Annotated in this window: 15 protein-coding genes; 9 read left to right on the top strand and 6 right to left on the bottom strand. The window is 71.4% G+C overall.

Features of this window, described 5'->3' with window-relative positions; translation table 11 throughout:
- Positions 1 to 18: 18 nt before the first annotated feature.
- Positions 19 to 1,647, bottom strand: coding sequence for an ABC transporter permease (locus H283_RS0116970; protein WP_020144724.1), 1,629 nt, complete (start codon positions 1,645 to 1,647; stop codon positions 19 to 21).
- Positions 1,644 to 2,549 carry an ABC transporter ATP-binding protein gene (locus tag H283_RS0116965; RefSeq protein WP_020144723.1) on the bottom strand — a complete coding sequence of 302 codons (906 nt, stop codon included), beginning with the start codon at positions 2,547 to 2,549 and terminating at the stop codon, positions 1,644 to 1,646. The genes H283_RS0116970 and H283_RS0116965 overlap by 4 nt, the downstream gene beginning before the upstream one ends.
- 83 nt (positions 2,550 to 2,632) lie before the next feature.
- Here H283_RS0116965 and H283_RS0116960 point away from each other — a divergent pair, with 83 nt between their 5' ends.
- Together H283_RS0116960 and H283_RS0116955 are read left to right on the top strand one after the other, a co-directional pair.
- Positions 2,633 to 3,148, top strand: coding sequence for a GbsR/MarR family transcriptional regulator (locus H283_RS0116960; RefSeq protein WP_231372311.1), 516 nt, complete (start codon positions 2,633 to 2,635; stop codon positions 3,146 to 3,148).
- A gap of 162 nt (positions 3,149 to 3,310) precedes the next feature.
- A complete protein-coding gene (locus H283_RS0116955; protein WP_020144721.1) occupies positions 3,311 to 4,903 on the top strand; it encodes a methylmalonyl-CoA mutase in 1,593 nt (530 codons plus the stop codon).
- 79 nt (positions 4,904 to 4,982) lie between these two features.
- Here H283_RS0116955 and H283_RS26820 read toward each other — a convergent pair whose 3' ends face one another.
- From H283_RS26820 to H283_RS0116935, 4 genes are all read right to left on the bottom strand, one after another.
- Positions 4,983 to 5,912 (bottom strand): DUF559 domain-containing protein, encoded by a 930-nt coding sequence (locus H283_RS26820; RefSeq protein WP_020144720.1) that lies wholly within the window; start codon positions 5,910 to 5,912, stop codon positions 4,983 to 4,985.
- A gap of 149 nt (positions 5,913 to 6,061) precedes the next feature.
- Complete coding sequence (locus H283_RS0116945) at positions 6,062 to 6,943, bottom strand: carbohydrate kinase family protein (protein ID WP_020144719.1); 882 nt, start codon at positions 6,941 to 6,943, stop codon at positions 6,062 to 6,064.
- Positions 6,940 to 7,890, bottom strand: coding sequence for a pseudouridine-5'-phosphate glycosidase (locus tag H283_RS0116940; protein WP_020144718.1), 951 nt, complete (start codon positions 7,888 to 7,890; stop codon positions 6,940 to 6,942). Before H283_RS0116940 ends, H283_RS0116945 begins: the two co-directional genes overlap by 4 nt.
- Before the next feature lie 10 nt (positions 7,891 to 7,900).
- Positions 7,901 to 8,617, bottom strand: a complete 717-nt coding sequence (locus H283_RS0116935) for a (2Fe-2S)-binding protein (protein ID WP_020144717.1) — start codon at positions 8,615 to 8,617, stop codon at positions 7,901 to 7,903.
- Positions 8,618 to 8,699: 82 nt separating this feature from the next.
- Here H283_RS0116935 and H283_RS0116930 point away from each other — a divergent pair, with 82 nt between their 5' ends.
- The 7 genes from H283_RS0116930 to H283_RS0116900 all read left to right on the top strand — a co-directional run bounded on the left by H283_RS0116930 (position 8,700) and on the right by H283_RS0116900 (position 17,105).
- Positions 8,700 to 9,959 (top strand): amidohydrolase, encoded by a 1,260-nt coding sequence (locus tag H283_RS0116930; protein ID WP_020144716.1) that lies wholly within the window; start codon positions 8,700 to 8,702, stop codon positions 9,957 to 9,959.
- 112 nt (positions 9,960 to 10,071) lie between these two features.
- The gene (locus tag H283_RS0116925) at positions 10,072 to 11,142 is read left to right on the top strand and encodes a BMP family protein (protein WP_020144715.1); all 1,071 of its coding nucleotides are present in this window, start codon (positions 10,072 to 10,074) and stop codon (positions 11,140 to 11,142) included.
- Between the two features lie 315 nt (positions 11,143 to 11,457).
- The gene (locus tag H283_RS0116920) at positions 11,458 to 12,927 is read left to right on the top strand and encodes an ABC transporter ATP-binding protein (protein WP_020144714.1); all 1,470 of its coding nucleotides are present in this window, start codon (positions 11,458 to 11,460) and stop codon (positions 12,925 to 12,927) included.
- Positions 12,924 to 14,042, top strand: coding sequence for an ABC transporter permease (locus tag H283_RS0116915; protein WP_020144713.1), 1,119 nt, complete (start codon positions 12,924 to 12,926; stop codon positions 14,040 to 14,042). Before H283_RS0116920 ends, H283_RS0116915 begins: the two co-directional genes overlap by 4 nt.
- Positions 14,039 to 15,307: an ABC transporter permease gene (locus tag H283_RS0116910; protein ID WP_020144712.1), complete on the top strand. Its 1,269-nt coding sequence runs from the start codon at positions 14,039 to 14,041 to the stop codon at positions 15,305 to 15,307. The genes H283_RS0116915 and H283_RS0116910 overlap by 4 nt, the downstream gene beginning before the upstream one ends.
- Positions 15,307 to 15,759, top strand: a complete 453-nt coding sequence (locus H283_RS0116905) for a cytidine deaminase (protein ID WP_020144711.1) — start codon at positions 15,307 to 15,309, stop codon at positions 15,757 to 15,759. Before H283_RS0116910 ends, H283_RS0116905 begins: the two co-directional genes overlap by 1 nt.
- A 56-nt stretch (positions 15,760 to 15,815) precedes the next feature.
- Entirely contained in the window at positions 15,816 to 17,105 is a 1,290-nt protein-coding gene (locus H283_RS0116900) for a thymidine phosphorylase (RefSeq protein WP_020144710.1), read from the top strand.
- Positions 17,106 to 17,666 lie beyond the last annotated feature (561 nt).

Here is a 17,666-nt window from a genome sequence, read left to right as displayed (position 1 = left end):
CGACTACCGGTGGGCGGGTCAGCCGATGTCGCGACGCCGCAGGGCCGCGACCCCTGCGGCGCCGAGGGCGGCTGCGACGAGGGTGAGCCCGACGAGGGGGGCGGCCGCGAACGTGCCGCCCGGCAGCGCCGGCAGGTGCGTGAACGGTGAGAGGTCGATGAGCCAGCCCGGCAGGTCGAGCAGGTCTCCGAACTCACCCAGCAGCAGGAAGACGATGAGTGCGGCCCAGGCCAGGCCGGTGAAACGGGGGACCGCTCCGTAGAGCAGCATCGCGACAGCCAGGACCACCCACACGGCGGGAAGGGTCGAGAGGGCGGCTCCGACGAGGCGCGCCACGGTCCCGCCGACATCGCCCACGTCGGCTCCGTGGACGAGTCCGGCCACGACGACGCTGACGAGCATGACGACGGCCGAGGCCACGACGGCGATCACGATGTGTCCGAGCGCCCACCCGGTACGCCGCACCGGCGTCGCGAGGAGGGACTCGAGGCGCGTCGTCGTCTCCTCGGTGTGCATCCGCGTGACGAGGGCGATGGCCAGGGCCGCCGCGCCGACGGCCGCGAAGTGCAGCTCGGTGGCGAAGTAGATGTCGGTGATGGAGCCGGCGTCGCCGCCCATCGCCCGCAGCATGTCGGCGACCTCGGGCGAGTCGACGAACGTCTCGACGCTGCCGGCGATCGACCCGAGGACGATGCCGAGCACGGCGTAGGCGACGACCCAGCCGACGAGCGTGCCGCGGGCCAGGCGTCGGGTCAGGGCTCCGGCGGTGCGGACGGGGCTGCGGTCGTGGCCGGCTCGGCTCGGGAGCACCCCGGACCCGAGGTCGCGCCGCTCGAGCAGCACGAACGCCGCGGCTACGAGGGCGGCGTAGAGCGCGAGCCCGAGCACGACGATCCAGTAGCGGTTCTCCCCGTAGGGCGAGACCTTGACGCCCCAGCCGAGCGGCGACAGCCAGGACAGGAAGCGGGCCGGGCTGTCGGCTCCCGCGGTGTCGCCGACGGCCCGGACGAGGAAGGCGACGGCCAGTGCGCCGAGCGACCACGCCGCAGTGCCGCGGGTGCTCGAGGTCAGCTGCGCGGCGACCGCGGTGACGCCGACCCATGACAGCCCCATGACGAGCCACGAGACGCCGAGGGCGACCGAGCCGGCGGGGTCGAGTCCGACGGCGGTCGACCAGACCACCGTGAGGACGACGGTGAGCAGGACGGCACCCGTGCCGAGCAGCACGGCGGCCGTCAGCGCCGCCCGGCGCCCCACGACGCCGGCTCCGAGCAGCTCGAGGCGCCCGGCCTCCTCCTCCGTCCGCGTGTGGCGCCGGACGACGACGTAGGCGAGCAGCGCGAGGAAGACACCGCCGAGCAGCACCGACTTGAGCGTCGCGATCGAGTCGATGCTGAGGCTCGAGATCGGGCCGTACATCGCGACGAGTGCCGGGTTGGCGAGCGTCGAGGCCATTCCCTGCTGCGCCGACTTCAGATCGGGGAAGAGCGCGAACGTCGCCTGGGCCGACAGGGCGACGAAGGCGGCGAGGCCGAAGGCGCTCACCGGCACGAGCACCCGGTCGCGCCGGGCGGCGAGCCTCAGCAGCGAGGTGGTCCCCGTCAGGCCTGCGCCGGACTGACGAGCGGGGACGGCGAGGGCGGTCACGACGTCGCCGTCGAGGTCGTGCGGTACTGGTCCATGAAGAGCTCCTCGAGCGTCGGCGGGGCGCTCGTCAGGGCCGTGATGCCGTGCGTGCCGAGCACCTCGAGCAGGCGCCCCAGGTCGTCGCTCCCGACGGTGCACGACACCCGGTCGCCGGCCACGAGGACGTCGCCGACGCCCGGGAGCCCGGAGAGCTGTGCCGGGTCGACCGGGCGTGCGAGGGTGGCCCGGACGGTGGTGCGGGACAGGTGGCGCAGGTCGGTCAGGGTGCCCGACTCGACGTTGACGCCGGCGCGGATGATGCTGACGCGGTCACACACCTGCTCCACCTCGGACAGGATGTGGCTCGACAGGAGCACCGTGCCGCCGCCGTCCCGGAACTCGCGCACGACGTCGCGGAACACCGCCTCCATGAGCGGGTCGAGACCCGACGTCGGCTCGTCGAGCAGCAGCAGCTCGACGTCGGAGCTGAGGGCCGCGACGAGGGCCACCTTCTGCCGGTTGCCCTTCGAGTAGGAGCGACCCTTCTTCGTGGGGTCGAGGTCGAACCGTTCGAGCATCGACGCGCGCCGCTTCTCGTCCACGCCCCCTCGCAGCCGGGCGAGGATGTCGATGACCTCACCCCCGGTGAGGTTGGGCCAGAGGGCGACGTCGCCGGGGACGTAGGCGAGGCGGCGGTGCAGCGTCTCGACGTCGTGCCACGGGTCGCCGCCGAGCAGCGTCGCGCTGCCGCCGTCGGCGCGGATCAGGCCGAGCAGGATGCGGATCGTCGTGGACTTGCCGGCGCCGTTGGGACCCAGGAAGCCGTGGATCTCACCGGTGGCCACGTCGAGGTCGAGCCCGTCGAGGGCGACGGTGTGCCCGAAGGTCTTGCGCAGGTCGTGGACCTGGATGGCGGAGGTCATGCATCGACGGTACACAATGTTCACGGTTTACTGAATGCTATGAGAGTTGAGTTAGGGTCGGTCCACGCGACGGAGGAGGAACGGTGACGTCAGTGCGACAGCGGTCGAACCGCGACGAGCGGGCGGTCTCGGCCTACGTCGAGCGTCTCGGCGACACCCTGACCGACGCCGGCATGCCGCGCCTGGCCTCCCGCGTCTTCGCCCAGCTGCTCGCCGACGACGACGGCCGGATGACCGCCGCGGAGCTGACGGAGTCTCTCGACGTGAGCCCGGCCGCGGTGTCCGGTGCCGTGCGCTACCTGACCCAGACCTACCTCATCGGCAAGGAGCGCGAGCGCGGGTCCCGCCGCGACGTCTATGTCGTGCAGGCCGACGCCTGGCACGGCGCGATGCTCTCGCGCGACCGGATGCTGGCCCAGATCGAGACGAGCCTGCGTGCAGGGGTGCCCGCCGTCGGTGGCCTCGACACCGACGCCGGTCGGCGACTGCAGCTCTCCGTGGCCTTCCTCGAGTTCCTCGGCGAGCGGCTCGGTGAGCTCGAGGGGGAGTGGGCCGCCCGCAAGGCCGAGATCACCCGTACCTGGCCCGCCACCTCCTGACCCTCGCTCGTCGCGAGGCCACGATCCGCGGGTCCCCACCCGTCGCGAGGCCACGTGCCGTCGGGACCGGGCCCGACGGCATACGCCAGCGGTGACGTGAGATCGGCAACGTTCGGCCGGCGGGCGGCAGCGGCGGACCGCCGCGCCGATACGCTCGGCAGCATGGCTGACAGCACTGGTGCGCGCTCCGAGTCCGACCTGCCCATCGAGCCCGTCTACGACGCGTCGGCCCTCGCCGGCTTCGACGCCGACGCCAAGCTCGGCGCGCCCGGCCGCTACCCCTTCACCCGGGGCGTCTACCCGTCGATGTACACCGGACGTCCGTGGACGATGCGGCAGTACGCCGGCTTCGGCACCGCGAAGGAGAGCAACCAGCGCTACCACCAGCTCGTCAAGGCCGGGACCGGCGGGCTCTCCGTCGCCTTCGACCTGCCGACGCAGATGGGCTACGACTCCGACGAGGCCATCGCGCACGGCGAGGTCGGCAAGGTCGGCGTCGCCGTCGACAGCCTCGACGACATGCGCACGCTCTTCGACGGCCTGCCGCTCGACAAGATCTCGACGTCGATGACGATCAACGCGCCCGGTTCGACGCTGCTCCTGCTCTACCAGCTCGTCGCCGAGGAGCAGGGCGTCGCCGGTGACCAGCTGACCGGCACGATCCAGAACGACGTGCTCAAGGAGTACATCGCGCGCGGCACCTACATCTACCCGCCGCGCGAGTCCCTGCGCCTCATCGCCGACATCTTCGCCTACTGCCACAAGGAGATGCCGCGCTGGAACACCATCTCCATCTCCGGCTACCACATGGCCGAGGCCGGGGCGACGCCCGTGCAGGAGATCGCCTTCACGATCGCCAACGCCATCGAGTACGTCCGCGCCGCGCAGGCCGCCGGGCTGCACGTCGACGACTTCGCCCCGCGCCTCTCCTTCTTCTTCGTCGCGCGCACGACCCTCATCGAGGAGGTCGCGAAGTTCCGCGCCGCCCGCCGCATCTGGGCGCGGATCATGAAGGAGGAGTTCGGTGCCCAGAACCCGAAGTCGATGATGCTGCGCTTCCACACCCAGACCGCCGGCGTGCAGCTGACCGCGCAGCAGCCCGAGGTCAACCTCGTCCGCGTCGCGCTCCAGGGTCTCGGCGCGGTGCTCGGTGGCACGCAGTCGCTCCACACCAACTCCTTCGACGAGGCCATCGCGCTGCCGACGGAGAAGGCCGCGCGGCTCGCGCTGCGCACCCAGCAGGTCATCGCCTACGAGACCGACGTGACGAAGACCGTTGACCCGTTTGCCGGTTCGTACGTCGTCGAGTCGATGACCGACGAGATCGAAGCCGCGGCGCTCGCGCTCATCCAGGCGGTCGAGGACAAGGGCGGGGCGGTCGCGGCCATCGAGCAGGGCTTCCAGAAGGGCGAGATCGAGCGATCGGCGTACCGCGTCCAGCTCGAGATCGACAACGGAGAGCGCACCGTGGTCGGCGTGAACCGCTTCGTCCTCGACCAGGAGGACCGCTACGAGCCGCTCCGTGTGGACCCGACGATCGAGGCCGACCAGCGCGCCCGCCTCGAGGCCCTGCGCGCCGATCGCGACAACGACGCCGTGGCAGCGGCGCTCGCGAAGCTGCAGGACGCCGCCCGGGGCACCGACAACGTCCTCTACCCGATGAAGGAGGCGCTCGCGGCGCGCGCCACGGGCGGCGAGGTCGCGCACGCCCTCCGCGCCGTCTGGGGCACCTACCAGCCCCGCGAGACCTTCTGACACCGAAGGTTCACGGCACCGCACGCCGTCGACCCCGGGCCGGGGTCAACCAACCGGCCGCAACCCGAAAACCCCGGCCTCAGCGGGCTTTTCGGCGGTTCGGACCGGTTACCTGACCCGTGCGGAGGCGACGCAGTCCCTGAGAGCGACGCAGCGCGACGACGTCCTCGATGGCACGCCGCACGACGTCGGGCTCGAACATCACCTGCTCCCACGTGAACCGGAGCACGAGCCAGTCGCGGGTGACGAGGCCGTTGTAGCGGCGGCAGTCCCGGTCGAACGCCTTCCGCTCGGAGTGGAACTCGTGGCTGTCCGCCTCCAGGACGATCCGCAGGTCCTCGTCCGCCAGGTCGACCCGGGCGTAGAAGCCGTCGTAGCGGATGCGTGTCTGCGGCGCGACGACGAGGCCGGCCACGTCCAGGGCGATGGCGCGCAGCACGCTCTCGAAGGGGTTGGCCGCACGCCGGTCCGCTGCCTCCATGACCCGAGCCACCCGACGGCGCTGCCGCGGACCCAACCATCCCGCGCGCTCGGCAACGGCGCCTCGTCCGAGACCGGAGCGCAGAGCCGAGTCGGCGACCGCGAGCGCCTCGTCGAAGGGCAGGTCGAGGCAGCAGTCGATGACGGTGCGCACCGGCGACGTGACCCAGCCCTCGATGACGTCCTCGTGGTCGAGGTCGCGCCAGTGCACCGCTGCTGCGGCTTGGGCATCCCGGGTCAGGTGACGCTTGCGCCGGACCGTGACATGAGGCCGTTCCGGGACGGTCTTGACCTTCCAGCCCCAGTGGTTGGCCGCGGTGGTGTGTGAGGCCGTCCCGGTGAGTCGCAGGGCCTCCCGGCGACCGCCCTGCGCGAGCGGCAGGCTGTACCACCCGTGCGCCACCCGCACGACGCCCCCTTCGGCGAGCGCCGCGTCGATCCGTCGCCAGTGGGTCAGCGCGCGGAGTCGGTCGCGGCGGGCGATGCCTCCCAGTCGAGCGAGGGCTGTCTCGGGACGCAGCTGCGGCATACCTCAGCGTGTCGGGCCTGCTGACGCGCGTGGGCCGTCCGTCCACAGGGTCGACCGACAGGACGTCGGGCGACCGGCGGGTCGGTGCAGCCCGTGTGCCGCCTGCTGCCTGTTGGTTGACCCGGCAACGCACCGAGGGCGTATGCCGTTCAGCCGGGCCGGGCGCCCACGCGGGCTGCCGCGGCGCTGCCGGCCGCGACCCCCGCACGCAACGCGGTCGACCGGTTCTGACCGGCGAGCCAGGCCGACAGGAGGCCGGCGTTGAAGGCGTCACCGCACCCGGTTGCGTCGACGTTCTCGACGACCGGCGCCTCGGCCGACTCGTCCACGCCGTCGGCACCGACCCACCGGGCCCCGGCCGCGCCGTACGTCGCGACGACCTCGCTCGTGTGCGCCAGGATCGCGGCCAGTCCGCCGAGCGCGGCGACCTCGTTCTCGTTGGGCAGCAGCAGGTCCACGCCGGTGACCCAACCGAGGAAGGTGTCGACGCCTTCCCGCTCGATGAGGGCCGGCGACTGCGGGTCGACCGACGTCGTCCACCCGAGCGACCGCGCCTGGCGCAGCGACTCGAGACCGGCCGCGCGCGATCCGGCGTCGAAGAGCACGTAGCCCGACAGGTGCAGGTGCGGCCGGGGTTCGGCCGCGAGCCCCAGCGAGGCGAGGTCGACGTCCGGGACCGCGAAGGCCTTGTTGGCGCCTCGGTCGGGAAACATCGTCCGGTCGCCATGGGCGTCGAGCAGGATGACGACCATGCACGTCGGCAGGGTGGCGTCGACGGCGAAGGCGCAGGTGACGCCCGCCGACTCGAGCTCGCGACGGCACGTCGTGCCTGCTGCGTCGTCGCCGATGCGGGCCACGAGGGTCACGTCGGCGCCGAGACCGGCGAGCCACGAGGCGGAGTTCGCGCCCGCGCCCCCGGGCACGAGGGCCACGGCTGAGGGGGTGTCGGAGTGCCAGCGGATGTCGCCGGACGGACGGGTGATGACGTCGAGCCCGACGTCACCGACGACGACGACCGGCCGCGTCGTCATGCCGACCGGGTCGCGAGCTGGGACGCGACCTCGGCCGCCACCTCTCCCGCGAGGCGCGCGTTCGACAGGACGAGCTCGACGTTGGCGCGAAGCGACTCGCCGCCGGAGTGGTCGTGGAAGTACTCAAGCAGCCGCGGCGTGACGTCCTTGCCGTGCACGCCCTCGCGCTCGAGGAGCGCGAGCCCCTCCTCGACGAGACGGTCGTGCAGCCCCCGCTCGACCTGGCGGTCGGCGGGCAGCGGGTTGGCGAGCACGACACCGGCGGCGTCGGTCCCGAGGCGATCCCGGGCGACGACGACCCGTGCAGCCTCGGCCGCCGACTCGACCCGCCACGGCACCGGCTGCCCGGAGTCCGACAGGTAGAAGCCGGGGAACGCGTCCGTCCGGTAGCCCAGCACCGGCACCGACAGCGTCTCGAGCGTCTCGAGCGTGCCGGCCACGTCGAGGATGGACTTGACCCCGGCGCACACGACGAGCACCGGGGTGGACGCGATGACCCCGAGGTCGGCGGAGACGTCGAAGGTCTCGGAGGCCCCGCGGTGCACGCCCCCGAGGCCGCCGGTGGCGAACACGCGGATGCCCGCGAGGTGCGCGAGCGCGGACGTCGAGGCGACCGTCGTCGCGCCCGAGAACCCAAGTGCCGCAGCGACGCCCACGTCACGGACCGAGAGCTTGGCGATGTCCGGGTCGGTGCACACCCGCTCGACCTCGGCAGCCCCGAGCCCGATGTGCACGACGCCGTCGAGCAGGGCGATCGTCGCCGGCACGGATCCGCCCGCGCGCACGGCGCCCTCGATCTGCCCACCGATCTCGATGTTGTCGGGGTGGGGGAGGCCGTGGGCGAGGATGGTGCTCTCGAGGGCGACGACGCCGGTGCCGGCATCGAGGGCCTCGCGCACCTCCTCGTGGACGACGAGCAGGTCGGAACCCGGAAGGTGCTGCGGCATGGCGCAGAGCCTAGTTCGGCGCCGTCCGGGGACCCGGGTGGCCCCGTCCGCTGCGGGGGCACGCGGCGCACTCGCGCATCCCGGGGATGGCGTAGATGAAGCAGCACGAGACCCGGGTCGGCTCGGGCCCCACGCTCTCCCCGGCCGCGCCCCGGGCGAGCCGCACGGCCGTCTCCCACATGTCGCCGACGACGCCCCAGCGCTGCCGTGAGCCCATGCGCACGTCGGGGGCGTAGGCCGTCACGACCTCCGAGACGAGCGCGAGGTATGCCGTCCGGGCCCGTTCCAGACGCCGCGCGGGGTCGTCGTCAGCCTCCACGGTGGTCCGCTCGGGGACGACGACGATGCGGAACGGGTCGAGGCCCGGCGCGAGCTCGAAACCGAGCCCTGCGCCCGACGGCACGAGGAGCCAGGGACCGAGCACGGCGGCATACGCCATCGGGGAGGCGGCCACCTCGCACCACCACTGGAGGACGAAGGCAGCGGGCACGTGCGGGCGCACCGTCGTCGCGTTGCGCTGCTCCATCTGCGCGTGGAGCGCCGAGCGCCACGGCGCGAGCGGGTCCGCGCCGGCCCGCACGTGCGCCACGACGTCCGCGGTCCAGACGGTTGCGGGGGAGACACGGCTCGTCACGGTGGTGAAGGGCATGGCCCGGTCGACCAGCCCGATGACGTGCCGGACGGCGTCGGTCCCGAGGGACGTCCCCGTGGGTGCCTCCGACTCCACGCGTGACCTCTCCCTCCGTGCTTCCACCGGTCCCGGCGACCCCGGCCTGCGGGGGTCGACCCCATCCTCTCGCTAGACTCCCGTGATCGTGACCCACCGCCCCGCTTCGCTGCCCTTCGAGGCCATCGCCCGAACCGTCGAGCAGCATGCCGCGGAGCTGGTCGAGATCCGCCGCGACCTGCACGCCCACCCGGAGCTCGGACGTGGCGAGGTGCGCACGACGGCCCTCGTCGCCGAGCGCCTCGAGCGGGCCGGCATCGGCGTCCGGCGGCTGCGCGGCACCGGCCTCGTCGCCGACCTCGGCGCCGCGAACCCCTCACACCGGATCGCGCTGCGGGCCGACATCGACGCCCTGCCGATCCGCGAGCAGACCGGCCTGGAGTTCGCCTCCCGGACCGACGGCGTCAGCCACTCGTGCGGTCACGACGTCCACACGACCGCGCTCATCGGCGCGGCGCTCGCCCTCAGGCAGGTCGAGGAGCGGCTCGTCGCGGCCGGCGTCGGCGCGCGGCTGATCTTCCAGCCCGCCGAGGAGCTCATGCCCGGCGGCGCCGAGGACGTCGTGTCCCAGGACGGCCTCGTCGGGGTGGACCAGATCTTCGCGCTCCACTGCGACCCCAACCTCGACGCGGGCCAGGTCGGGCTGCGCGTCGGCGCCATCACGGCGGCCGCCGACCAGATCGAGGTCACGCTCTCCGGTCGGGGCGGCCACACCTCGCGCCCGCACCTGACCCAGGACCTCACGTACGCCCTCGCCAAGGTCGTCACCGACGTGCCGGCCATCCTGTCACGCCGACTCGACCCGCGCGCGGGCGCGGCTCTCGTGTGGGGCTCGATCCACTCCGGCGGGGCGCACAACGTCATCCCGTCGTCGGGCAAGGTCGGCGGCACGCTGCGCATGCTCGACGCCGGCATCTGGGAGGGCGTCGAGCGCCTCCTCGAAGCCGTCGTCCACGAGGTCGTCAAGCCGTATGCCGTCGAGGCGGACGTGCTCATCACCAAGGGCGTGCCCCCGGTCGTCAACGACGCCGGCTGCATCGACGCCTTCACGGCTTCCGTGACCGGCACCGGGTCGTTCGTGGCGCCGACGCCGCAGTCGCTCGGCGGCGAGGACTTCGCGTGGTACCTCACGCACGTGCCCGGCGCCATGGCCCGGCTCGGCACCCGCTCACCCGGCGGCCCGACGTACGACCTGCACCGGGGCGACCTCGTCGTGGACGAGGGCGCGATCGTCGTCGGGGCCCGGACGCTGGCCGGTGTCGTCTTCGCGGCGGCGGCCCGTCTGGCCGGCACACCGGCCCTCGGAGGCGTCTCTCCTCTGAGCGCGGTCGCGGATCGGTAACACTTCCTGCGACTTCCCCCGAGCCGTTCAGATCTTGTCGTGCCGGGGTCTACAGTTCCGTGCTATCTGGGCCGATGTCGTCGTCGGCCCCGCGGAATCTAAGGAGCACCTCTTGCGTCACGCAACCAAGGTCGCGGCCGTCGTCGCCGCCGCCGCGCTGGGCCTCGCGGCCTGCGGCAGCAGCAGCGACAACACGCCCGCGGGCAGCAACACCTCGGCCGGCAGCACCGGCACGCAGGCCGCCGGCAAGAAGATCGTCGTCGGTATCGCCTACGGCGTCGGCGGTCGTGGTGACCAGTCCTTCAACGCGTCGGCGGCCGTGGGCCTCGACAAGGCGAAGGCCGACCTCGGTGTCGAGTTCAAGGAGGCCACGCAGGTCAACGGTGAGAGCGAGGCTGCCACCGAGGAGCGCCTTCAGCAGTTCATCGACGCGGGTGCGACCCACGTCATCGGTGTCGGCTTCGCGTACGCCAAGGCCATCGGCACGGTCGCCAAGGCCAACCCCGACGTCAAGTTCGCGATCATCGACGACGCGTCCGCCGACTCCGCCGGCGCCAACGTCGCCCAGCTGACCTTCGCCGAGGAGCAGGGCTCCTTCCTCGTCGGCGCGGCCGCCGCCCTGAAGTCGAAGACCAACACGGTCGGCTTCGTCGGTGGTGTCGGTGTCGACCTCATCAAGAAGTTCGAGGCTGGCTACGTCGCCGGCGCCAAGGCGGCCAAGCCCTCGATCGTCGTCAAGAGCCAGTACCTCTCGCAGCCGCCGGACTTCTCGGGCTTCAACGACCCGGCCAAGGGCAAGACGGCCGCCGAGGGCCTCTACCAGGGCGGCGCCGACGTGGTCTACCACGCCGCGGGTGGCTCGGGCAGCGGTGTCTTCACGGCCGCCAAGGCTGCCGGCAAGCTCGCCATCGGTGTCGACTCCGACCAGGCCCTGACGGCCACGCCCGACGTGCGTGACGTCATCCTCACCTCGATGATCAAGAAGGTCGACGTCGCGGTCTACGACTTCCTCAAGTCGGCCTCCGCGGGCACCGACATCACGGGCAACAAGGTCTACGACCTCAAGGCCAACGGTGTCGACTACGCGACGACCGGTGGCAAGGTCGACGACATCAAGAGCCAGCTCGACGGGTTCAAGGCGAAGATCATCTCCGGCGAGATCACGGTTCCGACCAAGCCGTAGTCAGCCACACCCAGCACCACCTTCAGCACCATCATCTGCAGCACACCCTGATGGGGAGACACGGCCCGTGCGGCGCGGTAGCGTCGTCGCGGGCCGTGTCCGTCCCCAGCACCGCCGGTCGGTCCGACCGGACCTGGGGTCGGTCCCGATACGGCCGGCCCGGTGCCCTGACCACCTGCTGCCCGGAGCCCGAACTCCGGGCCCGGACGAGGAGTTGTCGCCATCACTGCATCCGCACCCGAGCGACCGGCCGCCCCCGCTGGGGCCGACTACGCAGTCGAGCTGGAAGGCATCACCAAGCGCTTCCCGGGAGTCGTGGCCAACAAGGACATCGGCTTCAAGGTCCGCAAGGGCACGGTCCACGCGATCGTCGGTGAGAACGGCGCCGGCAAGTCGACGCTGATGAAGATCCTCTACGGCGTCCAGCGCCCGGACGAGGGGACGATCCAGATCGACGGCCGCGAGGTGCACCTGCACTCGCCGTCCGACGCGATCGCCGAGGGCATCGGCATGGTCTTCCAGCACTTCCAGCTCGCCGACAACTTCACGGTCCTCGAGAACGTCGTCCTCGGTGCCGAGAAGCTGCACGGCATCGGTGAGGACGCCCGCGCCGAGATCCGCCGCATCTCCGATGACTACGGCCTCGACATCGAGCCCGACGCGCTCGTCGCCGACCTCGGGGTCGGCGCCCGCCAGCGCATCGAGATCCTCAAGGTCCTCTACCGCGGCGCCAAGATCATCATCCTCGACGAGCCCACAGCGGTCCTCGTGCCGCAGGAGGTCGACGAGCTCTTCGACAACCTCCGGGAGCTCAAGTCCGAGGGACTGACCGTCCTGTTCATCTCGCACAAGCTCGACGAGGTCCTCTCGGTCGCCGACTCCATCACGGTGATCCGGCGCGGCACGACCGTCGACACCGTCGACCCGTCGTCGGTCAACGCGCGCCAGCTCGCCGAGCTCATGGTCGGCGCCGAGCTGCCCACCCCGCAGACCGAGGAGTCCACGGTCACCGACCGTGTCGTCCTGCGCACCGAGGACATCGTGCTCGCGGGCGTCGGAACCGGCCGCAACGTGCTCGACGGCATCTCGCTGACCATCCACGCGGGTGAGGTGCTCGGCATCGCGGGCGTCGAGGGCAACGGCCAGGCCGAGCTCGTCGAGGTCATCATGGGGATGCGCGAGCCCACCTCGGGCCTCGTCTTCCTCGGCGACACGGACATCTCCGACTGGCGCACGCGCGAGATCCGTGAGGCCGGTGTCGCCTACATCCCCGAGGACCGGCAGCGGCACGCGCTGCTCCTCGAGGCCCCGCTCTGGGAGAACCGCATCCTCGGCCACCAGACCGAGGAGCCGAACGTCCGCGGTTTCATCATCAACGCCGCGGGGGCCAAGGCCGACACCGAGCGGATCGTCAAGGAGTACGACGTCCGCACGCCCTCGATCAACGTCAAGGCGGGGTCGCTCTCCGGCGGCAACCAGCAGAAGCTCATCGTCGGCCGCGAGATGAGTCACCAGCCCAAGGTGCTCGTCGCCGCACACCCGACGCGCGGCGTCGACGTCGGCGCCCAGTCGAGCATCTGGGACATCATCCGCCAGGCCCGGCGCGACGGCCTCGCCGTCCTGCTCATCTCGGCCGACCTCGAGGAGCTGATCGGCCTCTCCGACACCATCGAGGTGATCCTGCGCGGGCGGCTCACCGGCACCTTCGACCCCGACACCGTCACCGCCGAGGACCTCGGCGCGGCCATGACCGGAGCGGCTTCCGGCCCGGAGGAGACCCGATGAGCACGTTCAGCCCCCGCAAGCTCCTCCTCGCCGTCGCGGCGCCGGTGCTCGCGCTCGTCGTCGCGTTCCTCGTGACGTCGGCCATCCTGCTGCTCCTCGGCGACCCGGTCGTCGAGGTCTGGCAGACGATCCTCAGCTGGCCCAAGCCGCGCCAGCTCGTCCAGATCGTCAACGGCGCCACGGTCTACTACCTCTCGGCCGTCGCGGTCGCCGTCGGTTTCCGGATGAACCTCTTCAACATCGGCGTCGACGGCCAGTACCGCGTCGCCGTCTTCGCCGGCGCGGCCTTCGCGGGCCAGGCCTGGTTCCCCGGTCCGCTCAACGTCCTCCTGACCATCGTCGTCGCGATGGTCGCGGGAGGCCTCTGGGCGAGCATCGCCGCCTACCTCAAGATCCGCCGCGGCATCTCCGAGGTGATCAGCACGATCATGCTCAACGCCATCGCGACCGGCGTCGTGCAGTGGCTGCTGCTCAAGGTCGCGGTCAAGCAGCAGGGCAGCAACACGATCTCGACGAAGCCCATCCCCGAGTCCTCGCAGCTCTCGGGCCTCGGCCTCATCCCCGGCGCGACCAACAAGGTCTACACGCTCATCCTGCTCGCCGTCCTCGTCGGCGTTCTCTACTGGTTCGTCATCAACAAGACCCGGTTCGGCTTCGACCTGCGGGCGACGGGTCGCTCCGAGAGCGCGGCGGTGGCCAGCGGCGTCAAGGTGCCGCGCATGGTCGTCACGACGATGATCGCCTCGGGTGCGCTCGCCGGCCTCATCGGCATGCCACTGCTCTTCGGCCAGGACCACAGCTACGGCACGACGTTCCAGGCCGGTCTCGGCTTCGCCGGCATCGGCATCGCGCTGCTCGGTCGCAACCACCCGCTCGGCATCGCGGCCGCGGCCCTGCTGTGGTCGTTCCTCGACGTGCAGAGCAACGCGCTCCAGATCCGTGCCGGGGTCGCCTCCGAGGTCGTCTTCATCATCCAGGGCGTCATCCTCTTCGCCGTCGTCATCGCCTACGAGCTGATCCGTCGCGCCGACGTGCGCCTCGAGCAGCAGCGGGTGGCGAGGGAGCTGTCCGCGACGAGATCCGATGCCCCCACCCCGGAAGGAGCGACGGCATGAGTGTCACTGGTCTGGACGCCGGCGTCGAGAAGGTCACCGCCACCCCGCGCCGGCTCCGCCTGAGCCCGCTCCAGTGGGTCGGGGTCGGCCTCGGTGCCGTGCTCGTGCTCTCGGTCCTCCGTGTCGTCACCGGCGCCAACGACGTCGACTCGTCCGGTCTGCTCATCGCGGCCTTCGGACTCGCCGTGCCCATCGCCCTCGCCGGTCTCGGTGGTCTCTGGTCCGAGCGCGCGGGCGTCGTCAACATCGGCCTCGAGGGCATGATGATCCTCGGCACGTGGGGAGCCGGCTTCCTCGGCTACCACCTCGGCCCGTGGTGGGGTCTCGTCGGGGCGGTCATCGGCGGCGCGGTCGGGGGACTCATCCACGCCATCGCGACGGTGACCTTCGGTGTCGACCACATCGTCTCGGGTGTGGCGCTCAACATCGTGGCGCTCGGCTTCGCGAAGTACCTCTCGGTGCGCTTCTTCAGCACCCTCCCGGGTGGCGGCCCGACGCAGTCGCCGCCGCTCGAGGAGCTGCCGACGATCAGCATCCCGGGTCTGTCCGACGCCCTCGGCGAGCTGGAGCAGAAGCACATCTTCTTCATCTCCGACCTTGCCGGCGTGCTCCGTGCCTTCTGCACGAACGTGTCGGTCGTGACGATCCTCGCCGTCCTGCTCTTCATCGCGACGGCCTACATCCTCTGGCGCTCGACCTTCGGCCTGCGGCTGCGCTCCGTCGGCGAGTCCCCGGTGGCGGCCGAGTCGCTCGGTGTCAACGTGCTGCGCTACAAGTTCCTGGCTGTCCTCGTCTCGGGCGGCCTGGCCGGTCTCGGAGGTGGCTTCCTCGCGCTCGTGGCGGCCAACGTCTTCCGGGACGGGCAGACGGGTGGTCGTGGCTACATCGGCCTCGCAGCCATGATCTTCGGCAACTGGCGACCCGGCGGTCTGATGGCCGGCTCGGTGCTGTTCGGCTACACCGACGCGGCCCAGCTGCGCGGTGGAGGCACGACCGTCCACGCCTTCCTCCTGCTGCTCGCCGTGCTGCTCATCGGCATCGGGATCTGGCAGATCGTCCGCAAGGGCCGCGTGGTGCAGGGCGTCATCGCCCTCGTCGTGGGCGTCATCGTCGGTGTCTGGTACGCCCTGACCGACATCGTGCCGCCCGAGCTGTCCAGCACGCTGCCCTACGTGACGACCCTGCTCGTGCTCGCGTTCGCCTCGCAGCGCCTGCGCATGCCGGCGGCCGACGGGCAGATCTACCGCAAGGGCGAGGGGCACTAGTGGCCGAGACGACGAGTCCGCGGCCCGGCGCCTCCGACGCCGCCGACGCGGTCGACGCGGTCGACTGGGAGTCGCTGCGCCTGCGCGCGGTCGAGCTCATGGAGCGGGCGTACGCGCCCTACTCCCGGTTCCGCGTCGGTGTCGCCGGCCTCGTCGACGACGGGCGGGTCGTGGCCGGCTGCAACGTCGAGAACGCCGCCTACGGCGTGGCCCTCTGCGCGGAGTGCGGCATGGTGTCCGACCTGCACGCCTCCGGCGGCGGGCGCCTCACGGCAGTGTTCTGCGTCGGTGGTGACGGCCAGGCCCTCATGCCGTGCGGCCGCTGCCGACAGCTCCTCTGGGAGAACGGCGGGCCCCAGTGCCTGCTCATGACCCCTGAGGGAGTGCTGCCGATGTCGGCGGTCCTGCCGCAGGCGTTCGGGGCCGAGGACCTCCGTCACGCCGAGGGCTGAACGCCTCCGCACCCGGTCGTGCTCCGGCACCGACGGCGCTGGGACATGATGGTCCCGTGAGTGAAGCCTTCGATGCCGTAGACGTCATTTCCGCCAAGCGCGACCGGGCCGAGCTGTCCGACGCCCAGATCGACTGGGTCATCGACGCCTACACGAGGGGCGCCGTCGCCGAGGAGCAGATGTCCGCCCTGGCGATGGCGATCTACCTCAACGGGATGAACCCGCGCGAGATCGCCCGGTGGGCGGACGCGATGATCCGCTCGGGTGAGCGGCTCGACTTCTCGGGGCTGTCCCGCCCCACGAGCGACAAGCACTCGACCGGGGGAGTGGGCGACAAGATCACCCTGCCCCTGGCGCCGATCGTCGCTGCCTGCGGCGTCGCGGTCCCCCAGCTGTCGGGGCGCGGGCTCGGGCACACGGGCGGCACGCTCGACAAGCTCGAGTCGATCCCCGGGTGGAGGGCCGACCTGAGCACCGAGCAGATGATGCACCAGCTCGAGGACGTCGGCGCCGTCATCTGCGCGGCCGGCACGGGCCTCGCCCCGGCCGACAAGAAGCTGTATGCGTTGCGCGACGTCACCGGAACCGTCTCCTGCGTGCCCCTCATCGCGACCTCCATCATGAGCAAGAAGATCGCCGAGGGGACCGGGTCGCTCGTCCTCGACGTCAAGGTCGGGTCGGGCGCGTTCATGAAGGAGCTGGGGCAGGCCCGCGAGCTCGCGGAGACCATGGTCCGCCTCGGCGCCGACGCAGGCGTGCACACGGTCGCCCTGCTGACGAACATGGAGACCCCGCTCGGGCTGACGGCAGGCAACGCGCTCGAGGTGCGGGAGTCCGTCGAGGTGCTCGCGGGCGGCGGCCCGGGTGACGTCGTCGAGCTCACCCTCGCGCTCGCGCGCGAGATGGTGGCAGGCGCCGGACGCTCGGACGTGGACCCGGCCGACGTGCTCGCGGACGGCCGAGCGATGGACGTCTGGAGAAGGATGATCCGTGCCCAGGGGGGAGACCCCGACGCGCAGCTGCCGACGGCGAAGGAGACCCACCACGTGCTCGCGCCGGCCGACGGGGTCCTCGTCCAGCTGGACGCCCTCGCGGTCGGGGTCGCCGCGTGGCGCCTCGGCGCCGGGCGCGCGCGCAAGGAGGACCCGGTCCAGGCCGGGGCGGGTGTCGAGCTGCACCACAAGCCCGGCGCGAGCGTGCGTGGGGGAGAACCGCTCATGACCCTCCACACCGACGAGCCGGAGCGGTTCACCCGCGCCCTCGAGGCGCTCGAGGGCGGCTTCACGATCGCCCCCGAGGGATCGCGGCCGGACCTGCCCCCGATCGTCATCGACCGGGTCTCCTGACCGTCGCGCGCGGGGCCCCGGGGGGTTCGGCCGAGGCTCCGACCGACCGGCCACCCTCGCTCCGTGGTGCTGCGAGGACAGCGATTTGGGGAATCCCGCGGGACCGGGCTACTGTTCTCTTCGTCAGCCCGACAGGGAGGAACGGACGCCACCGCGGCGGTGAGAGATCACCGAGCGAAGCTGGCCGGTCCCGGGGTCTGACGAGTGTCCGGAGTGACCGACCGAGTCGGGTCCGCTCCGGAGTGCAGGTTCCGCCCCCGTCAGCGTGGTTTGACTCGGTGGGGTGCGGCGGGTAAGTTTGAAGGGTTGCCCCGGAGGTCTCCTCGTTGAGGTGGTTGATGGTGTGTGTCCGATTCTTGAGAACTCAACAGCGTGTCAAAAATCGATGCCAATTACCTCGTCCCGAGGCCTGGCCGGTTGATCTTCGTCCTCTAGTGGCGTGGTGACGGTTTGGTCTGTGGATGAATTATCCTTTGGTTGAAACTGAACTTCTAGCTTTTTGAGCTGGTTGTTCGACTTCAGTCAGGTTTTCGAGCCCTTCATCGGGTTCAAAGTTTGCTC

This window comes from Terracoccus sp. 273MFTsu3.1, from assembly GCF_000383675.1.
In the GTDB taxonomy this organism is placed as follows: Bacteria; Actinomycetota; Actinomycetes; order Actinomycetales; family Dermatophilaceae; genus Terrabacter.
Note: the sequence above shows the minus strand (reverse complement) of the source record. Positions and strands in the feature narration are given on the sequence as shown.

Bases quoted from the DNA above. Each gene is read 5' to 3' on its own strand.
- H283_RS0116965 (WP_020144723.1), bottom strand. From the start codon at position 2,549: ATGACCTCCGCCATCCAGGTCCACGACCTGCGCAAGACCTTCGGGCAC.
- H283_RS0116955 (WP_020144721.1), top strand. From the start codon at position 3,311: ATGGCTGACAGCACTGGTGCGCGCTCCGAGTCCGACCTGCCCATCGAG.
- H283_RS26820 (WP_020144720.1), bottom strand. From the start codon at position 5,912: ATGCCGCAGCTGCGTCCCGAGACAGCCCTCGCTCGACTGGGAGGCATC.
- H283_RS0116945 (WP_020144719.1), bottom strand. From the start codon at position 6,943: ATGACGACGCGGCCGGTCGTCGTCGTCGGTGACGTCGGGCTCGACGTC.
- H283_RS0116940 (WP_020144718.1), bottom strand. From the start codon at position 7,890: ATGCCGCAGCACCTTCCGGGTTCCGACCTGCTCGTCGTCCACGAGGAG.
- H283_RS0116915 (WP_020144713.1), top strand. From the start codon at position 12,924: ATGAGCACGTTCAGCCCCCGCAAGCTCCTCCTCGCCGTCGCGGCGCCG.
- H283_RS0116910 (WP_020144712.1), top strand. From the start codon at position 14,039: ATGAGTGTCACTGGTCTGGACGCCGGCGTCGAGAAGGTCACCGCCACC.